The following is a 16,564-nucleotide window of genomic DNA, read 5'->3' on the forward strand; positions in this document are numbered from 1 at the left end:
GGGGAGGCAGCCGCAGTGACCAACATTCCCGAGACCGGGCGGAACCCACGGGTCCAGATCCGGCTCGTCGTCATCCAGGTCCTCGTCCTCTCCCTGCTCCTCACCCTCGGCGGACGCCTGTGGTACCTGCAGATCCGTGAGGGCGCGGCCTACGCCAAGGAGGCGTCCGGGAACCACGTCCAGCAGGTCGTCCAGCCGGCCGTCCGCGGCTCGATCCTGGACGCGCGCGGGGTGGCCCTCGCCGACAACGAGACGCGACTGGTCGTCTCCGCCTCCCGCACGGACCTGCTGAAGATGCCGGACGACGGCAAGGAAGTCCTCACCAAGCTCGCCGGAGTCCTGGGCATGACGCCCAAGGAGGTCCAGGAGAAGGTCCGGCTGTGCGACGCCAAGACGCCCCAGCCCTGCTGGAACGGCTCGCCCTACCAGCCCATCCCCATCACCGACGAGGCCACCCCCAAGCAGGCCCTCCAGATCCGCGAGCGCGCCGAGGACTTCCCCGGCATCACCGCCGAGCCGCAGGCCGTGCGCCGCTACCCGAGCCCGGGCAAGGCCAACACCGCCCAGGTCCTCGGCTACCTCTCGCCGGTCACCGACGAGGAGATCAAGCAGGCGCAGAACACCAACTCGCCCTACCTGCGCTCCGACCAGGTCGGCCGCTCCGGCCTGGAGCGCCAGTACGACAAGCAGCTGCGCGGCAAGGCCGGCGTCACGCGCTACGAGGTCGACAACCTCGGCCGCGTCATCGGCCAGGCCGAGGCCGACCCGGCCCACCCCGGCGACAACCTCGTCACCAGCATCGACGCCCGCGTCCAGCGGATCGCCGAGTACCAGCTCAACGAGGCCATGAAGGAGGCCCGCAAGCAGCACGACCGGAACACCGGCACCAACTACAAGGCGGACTCCGGCGCCGTCGTCGTCATGGAGGCCAAGACCGGCCGCGTCGTCGCCATGGCCTCGAACCCGACGTACGACCCCAACGCCTGGGTGGGCGGCATCTCCGCCAAGGACTACGCGCGCCTCACCGGCAAGAAGTCCAACTACCCGCTGCTCAACCGCGCGATCCAGGGCCAGTCGGCACCCGGCTCCATCTTCAAGGTCATCCCGACGGCCGCCGCGGTCAACGCCGGCTACTCCTTCAACGGCCCCTACCAGTGCTCCAGCTCGTACTCGATCGGCGGCCAGGTCTTCAAGAACTTCGAGTCCAAGGGGTACGGCCCGATCAGCCTCGGCCGCGCCCTGGAGGTCTCCTGCGACACGGTCTTCTACCGCCTCTCCCACGAGGAGTGGAAGAAGGACGGCGGCACCAAGCCCAAGAAGAACCCCGACGACTGGTTCTACAAGACCGCCCACCAGTTCGGCCTCGGCAAGGAGACCGGCATCGACCTGCCCAACGAGGTCACCGGCCGCGTCCCCGACCGCAAGTGGAAGCTGGACTACTGGAAGGCCAACAAGGACGCCTGGTGCCGCACCGGCAAGCGCAACGGCAGCTACGCCGAGAAGATCGCCTACGAGAACTGCCTCGAAGGCAACCGCATGCGCGCCGGTGACTCCGTCAACTACTCCATCGGCCAGGGCGACACGCTCGTCACGCCCATCCAGATGGCCACCATCTACGCCGCCATCTCCAACGGCGGCACGATGTACACCCCCTCGGTCGGCAAGGCCGTCATCAGCGCCGACGGCAAGACCGTCACGCCGATCAAGCCCCAGGCGCACGGCAAGCTGCCGATGAGCCAGAAGACGCGCAGCGAGATAAGCGATGCCCTCGCGGGAGTCGCCACCCGCGGTACGGCCGCCTGGAGGTTCGGCGGCTGGCCGCAGGACAAGATCCCGATGCACGCCAAGACGGGTACGGCCGAGGTCTACGGCAAGCAGACGACCTCCTGGTTCGCCACGTACACCAAGGACTACGCGATCGTCATGACGATCTCCCAGGGTGGTACGGGCTCCGGCGCCTCGGGCCCCGCCGTCCGCAACATCTACAACGCGCTGTACGGCGTCTCCGAGGAAGGCGACATCGACCCGAAGAAGGCGCTGCTGCCCACGCCGGAGAAGGCCCTGCCGAAGGTCAAGACGGACGGCACCATCGCCTCCCCGAAGATCTCCAAGGACCCGGCCAAGGACCAGCAGGCGAAGAAGAAGGACCCGAACGCCCCGGCCGACCCGCTCCAGCCGGCGACGGCACCCCCGCCGACCCCGGAGAACCGTGACACCCGAAGGCGGCGGCGCCGGCGGGGAAGCCGGAGGTTGCCGACATGACCGGCGGTGTGAACAGCTTCCAGGTCTCCGGCTACGGGCCCGAGCGCACCGGCTGGATGCGGCTCCTCGCCCGTGACTCGGTCACCCGGCGGCTCGACTGGCCGATACTGCTGTCGGCGACGGCCCTGTCGCTGCTCGGCACGCTCCTCGTCTACTCGGCGACCCGCAACCGCACGGAGCTCAACCAGGGCGACCCGTACTACTTCCTCGTCCGGCACCTGCTGAACACCGGCATCGGCCTCGCCCTGATGGCCGGCACGATCTGGCTCGGCCACCGCGGCCTGCGCACGGCCGTGCCGATCCTGTACGGCCTCTCGGTCCTGCTGATCCTGCTGGTGCTCACCCCGCTCGGCTCCACCATCAACGGCGCCCACTCCTGGATCAAACTCCCCGGCGGCTTCTCCCTCCAGCCCTCGGAGTTCGTGAAGGTCACGATCATCCTGGGCATGGCGATGCTGCTGGCGGCCCGGGTCGACGCGGGCGACAAGCAGTACCCCGACCACCGCACGGTCATGCAGGCACTGGGCCTGGCCGCCGTGCCCATGGTGATCGTGATGCTCATGCCCGACCTCGGGTCGGTCATGGTCATGGTCATCATCGTGCTCGGTGTGCTGCTCGCCTCCGGCGCCACCAACCGGTGGGTCTTCGGCCTGCTGGGCGCGGGAGCCGCCGGCGCGATCACCGTCTGGCAGCTCGGCGTGCTCGACGACTACCAGATCGCCCGCTTCGCCGCCTTCGCCAACCCCGAACTCGACCCTGCGGGCGTCGGCTACAACACCAACCAGGCCCGCATCGCCATCGGCTCCGGCGGTCTGACCGGCGCCGGCCTCTTCCACGGCTCGCAGACCACCGGCCAGTTCGTGCCCGAGCAGCAGACGGACTTCGTCTTCACCGTGGCAGGGGAGGAGCTCGGCTTCCTCGGCGGCGGCCTGATCATCCTGCTGCTCGGCATCGTCCTGTGGCGGGCCTGCCGGATCGCCCGCGAGACCACCGACCTGTACGGCACGATCGTCGCCGCCGGGATCGTCGCCTGGTTCGCCTTCCAGACGTTCGAGAACATCGGCATGACGCTCGGCATCATGCCGGTCACCGGCCTGCCGCTGCCGTTCGTGTCGTACGGCGGTTCGTCGATGTTCGCCGTCTGGATAGCGGTCGGCCTGTTGCAGTCGATCCGGGTGCAGAGACCGATGTCGGCGTGAACATCGGGCGGGGCGCACCTCTGCCGCCCCGCCCCCCTGCCCACTAGATTCGGGTCATGGCGGACACCAAGCGTGAGATCGAGCGCAAGTACGAGTCGAAGGACAGCGGGCTTCCCGACCTGACTGGTGTCGCCGGTGTCGCGGACGTCGTGGACAAGGGCGTCGCCCACCTCGACGCCACCTACTACGACACCGCCGACGAACGCCTCGCCGCGTCGTCCGTCACCCTGCGCCGCCGCACCGGCGGCTCCGACGCGGGCTGGCATCTGAAGTTCCCGGTCGCCCCGGGCGTCCGCGACGAGATCCACGCCCCGCTCTCCGACACCCTGCCCGACGACCTCGCCGGGCTGGTCCGCTCCCGGGTCCGCGACAGCGAGCTGCTGCCCGTGGTCCGGCTGCGCTCCGAGCGGGACGTACGGCACCTCGTCGACGCCGAGGGCCGGCTGCTCGCCGAGGTCAGCGTGGACGCCGTGCACGCCGAGCGGCTCACGGGCGGCGGGGGCGAGGCCCAGTGGACCGAGATGGAGGTCGAGCTCGCCGACGGGGGCGACCCGGCCTTCCTCGACAAGGTGGAGAAGCGGCTGCGCAGGGCGGGCGTACGGCCGTCGAGGTCGGCGTCCAAGCTGGCGCGGGCCCTGGCGGAGACGGCGCCCGAGGAGCGACGTCCCACCGCGGCCGCCGGGGACCCGGTGACCGCCGGGGACCACGTGCTCGCGTACGTCAGCACCCAGCGCGACGCGATCGTCGAGTTCGACCCGGCCGTCCGCCGGGACGCCGAGGACGCCGTGCACCGCATGCGCGTGGCCACCCGGCGGCTGCGCAGCACCTTCAAGTCGTTCGGGGACATCCTCGACCGGGCCGTCACCGACCCGGTGGCCGACGAGCTGAAGTGGCTGGCCGGGGAGCTGGGCCTGGACCGCGACCGCGAGGTGCTGGCGGCACGGCTGACGGCGGCCCTCGACGAGGTGCCCGACGGCCTGGTCCGCGGCCCCGTGGCGGAGCGCCTGCGCGGCTGGTCGAGCGCCGAGCACAGCACGGCCCGCGGCCGGCTGATCGGCGTCCTGGACTCCCGCCGCTACCTCGCCCTGCTCGACAGCCTGGACGCGCTGATCGCCCACCCGCCGCTGCGGAAGCCGGCCGGCGAGAAACCCGGCAAGACGATCGCCAAGGCCGTGAAGAAGGACTTCCGCAAGGTCGCCGGGCTGGTCGGGCAGGCCCTGGAACTGGAACCCGGCACCGACCGGGACGTCGCGCTGCACGAGGCCCGCAAGAAGGCCAAGCGCACCCGCTACGCAGCGGAAGCCGCCAAATCCGCCCTCGGCAAGCCGGCCAAGAACATGGTCAAGTCCATGAAGTCGCTCCAGAACCTGCTCGGCGAGCACCAGGACAGCGTGATGGCCCGGCAGGCCCTGCGCGAGCTGTCCGCCGTCGCCCACGCGGCGGGGGAGAGCGCCTTCACCTACGGCCTGCTCCATGAGCGCGAGGAACAGCGGGCCGCGCGCGTGGAGGCCGAGCTGCCCGGGTTCTGGGACGGGATCAGGAGCGGGGTGAGGGCCCTGTGAGCCCCGGGGCGTACGGAGGGGTGCCGCGGGCGCGTTAGTCTGGATGGTCACCCCTGCCAGCACACGAAGGTTCCGTGAGATGCCTGCCGATGCCGCCGAGTCTGTGTTCCCGCAGCTCGAAGCTCTGCTCCCGCATGTGCAGAAGCCGATCCAGTACGTCGGCGGAGAGCTCAACTCCACGGTCAAGGACTGGGACTCCTGCGACGTCCGCTGGGCGCTGATGTACCCGGACGCGTACGAGGTCGGCCTGCCCAACCAGGGCGTCATGATCCTCTACGAGGTCCTGAACGAGCAGCAGGGCGTCCTCGCCGAGCGCACCTACAGCGTCTGGCCGGACCTGGAGGAGCTGATGCGCGAGCACGGCGTCCCGCAGTTCACGGTCGACAGCCACCGGCCGGTGAAGGCGTTCGACGTGCTCGGCCTGTCCTTCTCCACGGAGCTCGGCTACACGAACATGCTGGCCGCCCTGGACCTGGCCGGCATCCCGCTGGAGTCCAAGGACCGCGGCCCGGACGCCCCGATCGTCCTGGCCGGCGGCCACGCCGCGTTCAACCCCGAGCCCATCGCGGACTTCATCGACTGCGCCGTGATCGGCGACGGCGAGCAGGCCGTCCTGGAGATCACCGCGATCATCCGCGCCTGGAAGGCCGAGGGCCGCCCCGGCGGCCGCGAGGAGCTCCTCTTCCGCCTGGCCAGGACGGGCGGCGTGTACGTCCCCGGCTTCTACGACGTCGAGTACCTGCCGGACGGCCGTATCGCCCGAGTCGTGCCGAAGCGCAGCGGTGTCCCGTGGCGGGTCTCCAAGCACACGGTGATGGACCTCGACGAGTGGCCGTACCCCAAGCAGCCCCTCGTCCCCCTCGCGGAGACGGTCCACGAGCGCATGTCGGTGGAGATCTTCCGCGGCTGCACCCGCGGCTGCCGCTTCTGCCAGGCCGGCATGATCACCCGCCCGGTCCGCGAGCGCTCCATCACGGGCATCGGCGACATGGTCGAGCAGGGCCTGAAGGCGACCGGCTTCGAAGAGGTCGGCCTGCTGTCCCTGTCGTCGGCGGACCACTCGGAGATCGGCGACATCGCCAAGGGCCTCGCGGACCGCTACGAGGACGACAAGATCGGCCTCTCGCTCCCTTCCACCCGTGTGGACGCCTTCAACATCGACCTGGCGAACGAGCTGACCCGGAACGGCCGCCGCTCGGGCCTCACCTTCGCCCCCGAGGGCGGCTCGGAGCGCATCCGCAAGGTCATCAACAAGATGGTCTCGGAAGAGGACCTGATCCGCACGGTCGCCACGGCGTACGGCAACGGCTGGCGCCAGGTGAAGCTGTACTTCATGTGCGGCCTGCCGACGGAGACCGACGACGATGTCCTCCAGATCGCCGACATGGCGACGAAGGTCATCGCCAAGGGCCGCGAGGTCTCCCGGTCCAACGACATCCGCTGCACGGTCTCGATCGGCGGCTTCGTCCCCAAGCCGCACACGCCCTTCCAGTGGGCCCCGCAGCTCTCCGCCGAGGAGACGGACGCCCGCCTGGCCAAGCTCCGCGACAAGATCCGCGGCGACAAGAAGTACGGCCGCTCCATCGGCTTCCGCTACCACGACGGCAAGCCCGGCATCGTCGAGGGCCTGCTCTCCCGGGGCGACCGCCGCATCGGCGCGGTCATCCGCGCGGTCTACGACGACGGCGGCCGCTTCGACGGCTGGCGCGAGCACTTCTCGTACGACCGCTGGATGGCGTGCGCCGACAAGGCCCTCGCGCCGTACGGCGTGGACGTCGACTGGTACACCACCCGCGAGCGCACCTACGAGGAGGTCCTCCCCTGGGACCACCTCGACTCAGGCCTCGACAAGGACTGGCTCTGGGAGGACTGGCAGGACGCCCTCGACGAGACGGAGGTCGAGGACTGCCGGTGGACGCCGTGCTTCGACTGCGGGGTGTGCCCGCAGATGGACACGCACATCCAGATCGGCCCGACGGGCAAGAAGCTGCTGCCCCTGACGGTCAAGAACGCGGCGCCCGCGCCGAGCGGGCACGCGCACTGAGGTGACAGCCGGGATGTGAGAGGTGGGCCCCCGGGGGGACCCGCTGAACAGGCCGGTTCGGTGACGCTCCCCCGGGGGGCCGGCCCGGCCAGGTTCCCCCAGTTCGGAATGTGTGCTGGGGGAGCCGTCGTAGGCCGGCAGCCTTGACAATGCCCTGATGGAGAACATCAGCATCCGTCCGGCCCGGCCCGGCGAACTGGCCGCCGTGGCGGCACTTCGGTGGGAGTGGCTCGTCGAGAGCGGCGGCGAGACCGTCGGTGAACGCGGGGACTTCGTCCGGCACTTCGTCGCCTGGGCGCGCGAGAACGCCGGGTCGCACCGCTGCATGGTGCTCGTGCGCGACGAGGCCGTGGTCATCGGCATGGCCTGGCTGGCCGTGGTGCAGCGGGTGCCCACACCGCGGGCGCCGCGGCGGGCCTCCGGCGATCTGCAATGCGTGTACGTCGTGCCCGAGGCGCGTGACGGCGGGCTGGGCGGGCGGCTCATCCGGGCGGTGCTGGACGGGGCCCGGGAACTCGGTCTCGAACGGGTGACCGTGCACTCGAGCCCCCGGGCGATTCCCGCGTACGCCCGGTGCGGTTTCCAGGAGTCGCCCCGGCTGCTGCACGCCCGGGTCACGGGCGCGTGAGTCGTGGTGGATCCGAACGGGCCGCTGAGGCGTCTACGACGGTATGGATCTGCAGAAACCGCCCCGCGAGGGTGCCGAGCCGCGCGTCGAGCCGCGCAAGCGACCGGCTGAGCCGTCCGTCGGGCGGGAGCCGTCGGCGCCCGAGGGGTGCCTCGCCGTCGCGATCCGGATTCCCGTGCGGATCGTCGTGCTCGTGCTGGTCGTCCCCGTGCGGATGGCGTGGGACGCGCTCGTCGTGGCCGGGCGGTTCCTGAACGACGTGCTGTTCCGGCCGCTCGGGCGGGCGCTGCTGTGGCTCGCCCGGGCCGTGTTCGTCTGGCCGTTCGTGGGGCTGTGGCGGTACGTCGTCGTGCCGGTGGGCCAGGCCCTGGGGTGGCTCGTGAACGTCCTCGTCGTCGTGCCGCTGGTCTGGCTGTACCGGTACGTGCTGACGCCGGTGGGGCACGCGATCGCCTGGGTCGCGCGGGGTGTCGGGGCCGCCTTCGGCTGGGTGTACGCGCATCTGCTCACGCCCGTCGGGCACGCCGTGATGTGGGTCCTGAAGGGGCTCGGCGCCGTGCTCGCCGCTATCGGCGTCGGCGTGTACACGGCCGTGGCGTGGCTCGTGCGGTACCTCGTCGTCGTCCCCGCCGTGTGGCTGTACACGTGGGTGCTCGCGCCCGTCGGACGCGCGATCCTCTGGTGCGGCGAGGGGCTCATGTGGCTGGTGCGCATGATCGTCACCGGTGTCGGCATCGCCCTCTACTGGATCGCCCGGATCCTGCTCGTGCTGCCCGCCCTCGCCCTCTGGCGCTGGATCCTCGCGCCGGTCGGGCGGGTCCTCGCCGTCATCGGCCGGGAGATCGGGGACGCCCTCGGGCACGCCTGGCGGATCGCCGGGCACATCTCACTCTTCGTCGGGCGGTTCCTGGGCACCCTCTTCCGGTGGATCTTCGTCGAACCGGTGCGGTGGGTGTACCGCAGCGTGCTCACGCCTGTCGGACACGTCGTCCGCGACACCGTCCTGCGGCCCGCTGCCGAGGCCGCCCGCAGTGTGGGACGGGCCACCCGGCAGGCGCTGGCCGCCGCCCGGGAGTCCGTACGGCAGGCGCGTGCCGACTTCCGGCGGATGCTCTTCGGAGAGCCCCGGCAGCCTCGGCCGCTCGACCGGAGGGAACCTTCGGGCCGCGAGGCACGTACTCTTGGTAGCAGTACGACCGCTCTCACGAAGGACTGAACGACACTGGGCAAGCGACAGCCCGAAGGCCCGCCGCCCGCACCCGCGGTGCAGCGCATCCGACTGCGCTACACCAAGCGCGGCCGCCTCCGGTTCACCAGCCACCGTGACTTCCAGCGCGCCTTCGAGCGTGCGTTGCGCCGTGCCGAGGTGCCGATGGCCTACTCGGCGGGCTTCACACCGCACCCGAAGGTGTCGTACGCCAATGCCGCACCCACCGGCACGGGCAGTGAGGCGGAGTACCTGGAGATCGCACTCACCGCGCAGCGCGACCCGGAGCAGCTCAGGGCCCTTCTCGACGAGTCGCTGCCCGCCGGGCTCGACATCATCGAGGCGGTCGAGGCCCGCACCTCGGGGCTCGCCGACCGGCTGACCGCTTCCGTGTGGGAGCTGCGGCTGGACGGCGTGTCGCAGGAGGAGGCCCGCCGAGCGGTGGACGCCTTCAACGCGGCCGAGACGGTCGAGGTCCAGCGCCTCGCCAAGAACGGCGTCCGTACTTTCGACGCCCGCTCCGCCGTCGTGAGCCTGGAGAGCGGCGACCTCACGGAAACACACAGTTCGCAGGCTGATAGGCCGACCGACCAGCCCTGTGCGATACTGCGGCTGGTTGTTCGGCACGTGACGCCTGCCGTACGACCCGACGACGTCCTGTCCGGTCTCCGCGCCGTGGCCGACCTGGCGCCGCCGGTCCCCGCAGCGGTGACCAGGCTGGCGCAGGGGCTGTTCGATGAAGAGACCGGCACGGTGACCGACCCGCTCGCGCCCGACCGCGAGGCAGCTCAGGCCCACTCAACGGCCGAAGCGACTGCCGCCGCGACGGCGCCGGCGTAAGGAAGGTTCCGCGTAGGGACGGACGTCGTAGCGCCGCCCTCGGACTCGGGAGCCACCTGGGTCGGGCAGCGTACCGACCAGAAGACTTTCGCCAGGCCGTACGCATTCGGCGTACGGAACCGGCGAGACAGGACACAGAGAGCTCCCGTGCGGCGCCCGCGCCCCGGACGGCGGCGACGCGCACAGCGCGAGCCGCGGACGTCACCGGCACAGCCGGACCAGGCGCGGCGCCCGGGAGCCTGACGGGAGATAAGCCCGCATGCTCGAACCGACCGAACCCACCGAGGGTTCCGAACAGAACACTCCCAGCGACACCCTGCCGCCCCGCCGGCGGCGGCGTGCCGCATCCCGCCCGGCCGGTCCGCCCGCCGGTGGCTCGTCCGACGCGTCGGCGGAGACCGTCGCGCCGGCCATACCGGCTGCTGAGCCCGGTGAACTCGCGGCCGACCTCGTCGAGCCGGAGGAGGCCGAGGAAGCCGCCGCGGAGGAAGCCGCCGCAGAGGTGGCAGAGACCTCCGAGGCCGCTGCCGAGGAGCCCGAGCCCGCCGGGCGCAAGCGGCGCCGTGTGGTGCGTCGCGCCGCGGCGCCCGCCGGTTCTCCGGACTCCGCCGAGGCCGCCGAGACGGTGGTGCCGGTGACCACTGGTGCCCCGGCCGGCTCCGAGGCGTCGGAGCAGGCCGAGGTCTCCGCCCCCGCCGAGGCGTCCGAGGACGCCGCTCCCCGGCGTTCCCGGCGTCGTGCGACGCGCACGGTGACCTCGCCCGCCGCGGCCCCGGCCGAGGCGGAGGCGGTGGAGACCGCGCCGACCGGCGCCGAGCCGGCCGTCGCCGGTGAAAGCGCTGAGACCGCCGAGGCCGCCGACGCCTCCGAGGACGCTGCTCCGCGCCGGGCTCGCCGGCGTACCTCGCGCCGGGCGTCCGCGCCTGCCGCGGCGCCCGCGGACGCTGCGGAAGGGATCGCCGCCGAGGAGACGAAGGCCCCTGTGACCGAGAAGCCCGCTGGGGCCGCTGAGGTCGTGGCGCCCGCTGCTCAGGCCGCCGCCGAGGCGCCCTCCGCGCCCGAGGCCCCCGCCGAAGCCGCTCAGGCCGAGGAGCCCGCCGAGGACGCCGCACCGCGTCGGCGCCGGCGGGTCGTCCGCAGGGCCGCCAGTGGCTTCGCCGAGCCGGCACAGCCCGCGCAGCCTGCTCAGCCAGCGAAGTCCGCACAGCGCGCGCAGCGCGCCGCCGGTGCGACCGCCGGGGAGAGCGAGCCGTCGGCGCGTCCGGCGCGGCCCGCGGTCGCGCTGTTCCAGGCGCCCGTGTTCACCGAGCCCCAGTTCCAGACCCCCGAGCGGGCCGCTGCCGCGGCCGCCGCCGAGGCGGCCGGGGGCGAGGAGCCCGAAGAGCCGGAGGAGATCGCCCAGGCGGAGGACGTCCGCGAGGAGCAGCCCACCGGGTCGCGCCGCCGACGCCGCCGCCGAGGTGCCGCCGAGGAGTCCGAGGCCCAGGCCGAGGCGCCCGCCGCCGAGACCGCCGTCGACGAGACGGAGGAGGAGGCCGAGGAGTCCGCCGAGGACCAGGCCGAGGGCGACGACCACGACGAGTCCGAGGGGGCCGGCTCGCGCCGCCGCCGTCGCCGGGGCGGCCGCCGCCGTCGGCGCGGCGAGTCCGCCGAGTCCGACGCCGAGGCCACGGACGGCGAGCCCGAGCACGTCGCCGCCGCGCAGGACGCCGAGGAAACCGCCGAGCAGACCGAAGAGGACCGGGAGGAGGCCGAGGAGGCCGACGACCGTGACGAGTCGGCCGGTGGCGGCTCCAGCAGCAGCCGCCGGCGCCGTCGCCGCCGGCGCCGCGCCGGTGACACCGCCGCCGAGGCCGAGCCCTCCGAAGACGACCCGGAGCGCACGGTCGTCAAGGTCCGCGAGCCCCGTCCCCTGCGGGAAAAGGGTGCCGAGCCGTCCGACGAGGTGCAGTCCATCAAGGGCTCGACCCGTCTGGAGGCCAAGAAGCAGCGCCGCCGGGAAGGCCGCGAGCAGGGCCGCCGCCGCGTGCCGATCATCACCGAGGCCGAGTTCCTCGCCCGGCGCGAGGCCGTCGAGCGCGTGATGGTCGTCCGGCAGAACGGCGACCGGACGCAGATCGGCGTCCTCGAGGACGACGTGCTCGTCGAGCACTACGTCAACAAGGAGCAGGCGACCTCGTACGTCGGCAACGTCTACCTCGGCAAGGTGCAGAACGTGCTGCCGTCGATGGAGGCCGCCTTCATCGACATCGGCAAGGGCCGCAACGCGGTGCTGTACGCCGGTGAGGTCAACTTCGAGGCGCTCGGCATGGCCCACGGGCCGCGCCGCATCGAGTCCGCCCTGAAGTCCGGCCAGTCCGTGCTCGTCCAGGTGACGAAGGACCCCATCGGGCACAAGGGCGCCCGTCTGACCAGCCAGGTCTCCCTGCCCGGCCGCTACCTCGTGTACGTGCCCGAGGGCTCGATGACCGGCATCAGCCGCAAGCTGCCCGACACCGAGCGGGCGCGGCTGAAGACGATCCTCAAGAAGATCGTCCCCGAGGACGCGGGCGTCATCGTGCGCACCGCCGCCGAGGGTGCGAGCGAGGACGAGCTGCGCCGGGACGTCGAACGGCTGCAGGGGCAGTGGGAGGACATCCAGAAGAAGGCCAAGAACGGCAACGCGCCGACGCTGCTGTACGGCGAGCCGGACATGACCGTCCGGGTCGTGCGCGACATCTTCAACGAGGACTTCTCCAAGGTCGTCGTCAGCGGCGACGAGGCGTGGTCGACGATCCACGGGTACGTCTCGCACGTCGCGCCGGACCTCGCCGAGCGGCTCCAGAAGTGGACCAGCGAGGTCGACGTCTTCGCCACGTACCGGATCGACGAGCAGCTCGCCAAGGCGCTGGACCGCAAGGTCTGGCTGCCCAGCGGCGGTTCGCTGGTGATCGACCGGACCGAGGCGATGGTCGTCGTCGACGTCAACACCGGCAAGTTCACCGGCCAGGGCGGCAACCTCGAGGAGACCGTCACCAGGAACAACCTGGAGGCGGCCGAGGAGATCGTGCGCCAGCTGCGGCTGCGCGACCTCGGCGGCATCATCGTCATCGACTTCATCGACATGGTGCTGGAGTCCAACCGTGACCTGGTGCTGCGGCGCCTGCTCGAATGCCTGGGCCGGGACCGTACGAAGCACCAGGTCGCCGAGGTGACCTCGCTGGGGCTCGTGCAGATGACCCGCAAGCGGGTCGGGCAGGGCCTGCTGGAGTCCTTCTCCGAGACCTGCGTCCACTGCAACGGCCGCGGTGTCATCGTGCACATGGAGCAGCCGACCTCGGTCGGTGGCGGCGGCAAGCGCAAGAAGCGGGCGCGTGCCGGTGCCGCCGAGCAGCCGCACGTGCACGAGGCCGCCGTCGAGACCGCCGAGCAGGAGGCCGAGACCGAGGCCGAGGTCGGCGCCGAGATCGCCGAGCCGATCGCACTGCCCGAGCCGGCCTTCGAGCCCGACGAGGAGCTGTACAGCAGCGCCGCCGAGGCGGAGGCCGCGGCCACCCGCGGGCGGACGCGGCGCCGGGCGAGCCGGCGGGCGTCGGCTCCGGCGGGTGCGCCGCGCGGTGAGGCGGCCGAGCAGCGCAGGGACAGGGCCGAGCAGGCCGAGGTGCCCACGGCTCAGGACGTCACGGTCGCGCAGGAGGTGGCCCGTCCGGTGCAGCCGGAGCCGGCCGCCCAGGCGCAGGCCGAGCCGATGGCCGTCGAGGACCCGGTGGTCGAGGCCGCGGCCCGCGCCGCCGCCGGCGACGGGGCCCCGGCCGCCGAGGAGGCCGCGCCCAAGGGCCGTGGCCGTCGGCGGGCGACGCGCAAGGTCACCGCGCCGGCCGGTTCCCCGGCGGGGGCGGAGGCGGCTGTGGTGACGGTTTCCGAGACCGCGCCCGCGGTGTCCGAGCCGAAGCCCGAGGAGGCTCCGGCCGAGCAGGCCGAGGTCAGGGCCGAGCAGGCCGAGGCTGCCGAGGCGCCCGCCGAGAGCGCCGCCCCGGCCCGTCCGCGGCGCCGTGCCGTGCGCAAGCCCACCGCGCCCACCGCGTCCGAGGAGGCGGCCGTCGTGGTCGTCCCGTCGGCCGCCCCGGAGGAGCCTTCGCAGGACGGTGCTCCGGCCGCCGAGGCGGGCGAGGCCTCCGAGGAGTCGGCCCCGGCCAAGAAGACGGCCCGCAAGACGGCCAAGAAGGCCACGGCGAAGAAGGCCGCCACCAAGAAGACCGCGGCGAAGAAGACCGCGGCCAAGAAGACGACGGCCAAGAAGGCGGCGAAGACCACCAAGACGGCCGCCAAGAAGACCACGTCGAAGAAGACCGCGGCGGCCGAGCAGACGCTCTCCTCCGTCTCGGCCTCCACCGACGAGGACTGACCCGTACGACGCCTGCCGGGGCGTGCGCGACCCACGCGTACGCCCCGGACTGCGCCCGGCGTGACCGGGCGCACAGGTCAGGGGCCCGGCTCGGTTTGACCCCCTCGGTCGCGGCCCCGTAACCTTGACCGTCGGCGTGTCGACTGGCACGCCACATCCCCGTAAACCTCATCCTCCGGGCGCCGGGCGCCCAGGAGAGGCCGCCCGCTCTGTCGGGCGGCTGGCCTGCGGGGGTGCCGTTTCCCGAGCGAGAGAGTGAGTTCCGCGTGTACGCCATCGTGCGCAGCGGTGGTCGCCAGCACAAGGTTGCTGTCGGCGACATCGTTGAGGTTGACAAGATTTCCACTGCCAAGGTTGGCGACACGGTCGAGCTCTCGACCCTGCTCGTTGTCGACGGCGACGCCGTGACCAGCGACCCGTGGGTGCTGGCCGGCATCAAGGTCCAGGCCGAGGTCGTGGACCACCACAAGGGCCAGAAGATCGACATTCTGCGCTACAAGAACAAGACCGGTTACCGCCGTCGTCAGGGCCACCGCCAGCAGTACACGGCGATCAAGGTCACTGAGATCCCCGCGGCTGCGAAGTAAGGGACTGAGGAGAGATGGCACACAAGAAGGGCGCATCGTCCACCCGTAACGGTCGTGACTCCAACGCTCAGCGCCTCGGCGTGAAGCGCTTCGGCGGTCAGGTCGTCAACGCTGGTGAGATCCTGGTCCGTCAGCGCGGCACCCACTTCCACCCGGGCGCGGGCGTCGGCCGTGGCGGCGACGACACGCTGTTCGCGCTCCAGGCCGGTTCGGTGCAGTTCGGCACCCACCGTGGCCGCAAGGTCGTGAACATCGTTCCGGTCGCCTGATCGGAACATCCTCGCGAGGCGGACCTCACTTCCCGTGCGGGAAGGCGGGTCCGCCTTTCGCTTGTTGAACAAGTACATCTCGTTGAACAAGTAAATCTCGTACGTACTTCTGGAGGCACCCACCATGACCACCTTCGTGGACCGCGTCGAGCTGCATGTCGCCGCGGGTAACGGAGGCCACGGCTGTGCCTCCGTCCACCGTGAGAAGTTCAAGCCGCTGGGCGGGCCGGACGGCGGCAACGGCGGTCGCGGCGGGGACGTGATCCTCACCGTCGACCAGTCCGTCACCACCCTCCTCGACTACCACCACTCCCCGCACCGCAAGGCCACCAACGGCAAGCCCGGCGAGGGCGGCAACCGCTTCGGCAAGGACGGGGAGGACCTGGTCCTGCCGGTGCCGGACGGCACGGTCGTGCTGGACAAGGCGGGCAACGTGCTGGCGGACCTGGTCGGGCACGGCACGTCGTTCGTGGCCGCGCAGGGCGGCCGGGGCGGGCTCGGCAACGCGGCGCTGGCGTCCGCGCGGCGCAAGGCGCCCGGGTTCGCGCTGCTCGGCGAGCCGGGGGACGTGCGGGACATCGTCCTGGAGCTGAAGACGGTCGCCGACGTGGCACTGGTCGGCTTTCCGAGCGCAGGCAAGTCGTCCCTGATCTCGGTGCTGAGCGCCGCCAAGCCGAAGATCGCCGACTACCCCTTCACCACGCTCGTGCCCAACCTCGGGGTCGTCACCGCCGGTTCGACGGTGTACACGATCGCCGACGTGCCCGGGCTGATCCCGGGCGCCAGCCAGGGCAAGGGCCTGGGGCTCGAGTTCCTGCGGCACGTGGAGCGGTGCAGTGTGCTCGTGCACGTCCTGGACACCGCCACGCTGGAGTCGGAGCGGGACCCGGTCTCCGACCTCGACTCCATCGAGGAGGAGCTGCGGCAGTACGGCGGGCTGGACAACCGTCCGCGGATCGTCGTCCTTAACAAGATCGACGTACCGGACGGCAAGGACCTGGCCGACATGGTGCGGCCCGACCTGGAGGCGCGCGGGTACCGCGTGTTCGAGGTGTCGGCCGTCGGCCACATGGGGCTGAAGGAGCTGTCGTACGCCCTCGCGGAGCTCGTGGCGAAGGCGCGGGCCGCTAAGCCCAAGGAAGAGGCCACCCGGATCGTGATCCGGCCCAAGGCCGTGGACGACACCGGCTTCACCGTGACGCGCGAGGCCGACGGGCTGTTCCGGGTGCGCGGCGAGAAGCCCGAGCGGTGGGTGCGGCAGACCGACTTCAACAACGACGAGGCGGTCGGCTACCTGGCGGACCGGCTCAACCGGCTCGGGGTCGAGGAAGAGCTGATGAAGGCGGGGGCCCGCAGCGGTGACGGCGTCGCCATCGGCCCGGAGGAGAACGCCGTGGTCTTCGACTGGGAGCCGTCCGTGATGGCCGGAGCCGAGATGCTCGGCCGACGCGGTGAGGACCACCGGCTGGACGCTGCGCGGCCGGCCGCGCAGCGCCGCAGGGACCGGCAGGCCGAGCGGGACGAGGCGCAGCGGGAGTTCGACGACTTCGAGCCGTTCTGAGCGTTCCCGGGTTAACGGGAA

Annotated in this window: 11 protein-coding genes; all 11 read left to right on the top strand. The window is 71.8% G+C overall.

The features are described from left to right. Nucleotides 1–15 precede the first annotated feature (15 nt). The 11 genes from mrdA (at nt 16) to obgE (ending at nt 16,543) form a co-directional block, all read left to right on the top strand. Nucleotides 16–2,262, top strand: coding sequence for a penicillin-binding protein 2 (gene mrdA / locus IE255_RS02435; protein WP_190048412.1), 2,247 nt, complete (start codon nt 16–18; stop codon nt 2,260–2,262). Further along, on the top strand, nt 2,259–3,461 hold the full coding sequence (gene rodA / locus IE255_RS02440) for a rod shape-determining protein RodA (protein WP_190048413.1): 1,203 nt from the start codon (nt 2,259–2,261) through the stop codon (nt 3,459–3,461). The genes mrdA and rodA overlap by 4 nt, the downstream gene beginning before the upstream one ends. Before the next feature lie 56 nt (nt 3,462–3,517). After that, nucleotides 3,518–5,023, top strand: coding sequence for a CYTH and CHAD domain-containing protein (locus IE255_RS02445; RefSeq protein ID WP_190048414.1), 1,506 nt, complete (start codon nt 3,518–3,520; stop codon nt 5,021–5,023). 79 nt (nt 5,024–5,102) lie between these two features. Further along, nucleotides 5,103–7,067: a TIGR03960 family B12-binding radical SAM protein gene (locus IE255_RS02450; RefSeq protein ID WP_190048415.1), complete on the top strand. Its 1,965-nt coding sequence runs from the start codon at nt 5,103–5,105 to the stop codon at nt 7,065–7,067. A 157-nt stretch (nt 7,068–7,224) separates the two neighbouring features. Beyond that, nucleotides 7,225–7,695 carry a GNAT family N-acetyltransferase gene (locus IE255_RS02455; protein ID WP_190048416.1) on the top strand — a complete coding sequence of 157 codons (471 nt, stop codon included), beginning with the start codon at nt 7,225–7,227 and terminating at the stop codon, nt 7,693–7,695. Nucleotides 7,696–7,738: 43 nt separating this feature from the next. Then, the gene (locus IE255_RS02460) at nt 7,739–8,911 is read left to right on the top strand and encodes a phage tail tape measure protein (RefSeq protein ID WP_190048417.1); all 1,173 of its coding nucleotides are present in this window, start codon (nt 7,739–7,741) and stop codon (nt 8,909–8,911) included. 48 nt (nt 8,912–8,959) lie between these two features. Further along, nucleotides 8,960–9,742, top strand: coding sequence for a TIGR03936 family radical SAM-associated protein (locus IE255_RS02465; protein WP_190048418.1), 783 nt, complete (start codon nt 8,960–8,962; stop codon nt 9,740–9,742). Between the two features lie 259 nt (nt 9,743–10,001). Continuing rightward, a complete protein-coding gene (locus tag IE255_RS02470) occupies nt 10,002–14,126 on the top strand; it encodes an Rne/Rng family ribonuclease (RefSeq protein WP_190048419.1) in 4,125 nt (1,374 codons plus the stop codon). A 266-nt stretch (nt 14,127–14,392) separates the two neighbouring features. Beyond that, complete coding sequence (gene rplU / locus IE255_RS02475; protein ID WP_004931419.1) at nt 14,393–14,713, top strand: 50S ribosomal protein L21; 321 nt, start codon at nt 14,393–14,395, stop codon at nt 14,711–14,713. A gap of 14 nt (nt 14,714–14,727) precedes the next feature. After that, nucleotides 14,728–14,982, top strand: a complete 255-nt coding sequence (gene rpmA, locus IE255_RS02480) for a 50S ribosomal protein L27 (RefSeq protein WP_010041940.1) — start codon at nt 14,728–14,730, stop codon at nt 14,980–14,982. A gap of 124 nt (nt 14,983–15,106) precedes the next feature. Further along, nucleotides 15,107–16,543: a GTPase ObgE gene (obgE, locus tag IE255_RS02485; protein ID WP_190048420.1), complete on the top strand. Its 1,437-nt coding sequence runs from the start codon at nt 15,107–15,109 to the stop codon at nt 16,541–16,543. Nucleotides 16,544–16,564 lie beyond the last annotated feature (21 nt).

Source organism: Streptomyces lomondensis (assembly GCF_014651035.1).
Classification (GTDB): domain Bacteria; phylum Actinomycetota; class Actinomycetes; order Streptomycetales; family Streptomycetaceae; genus Streptomyces; species Streptomyces lomondensis.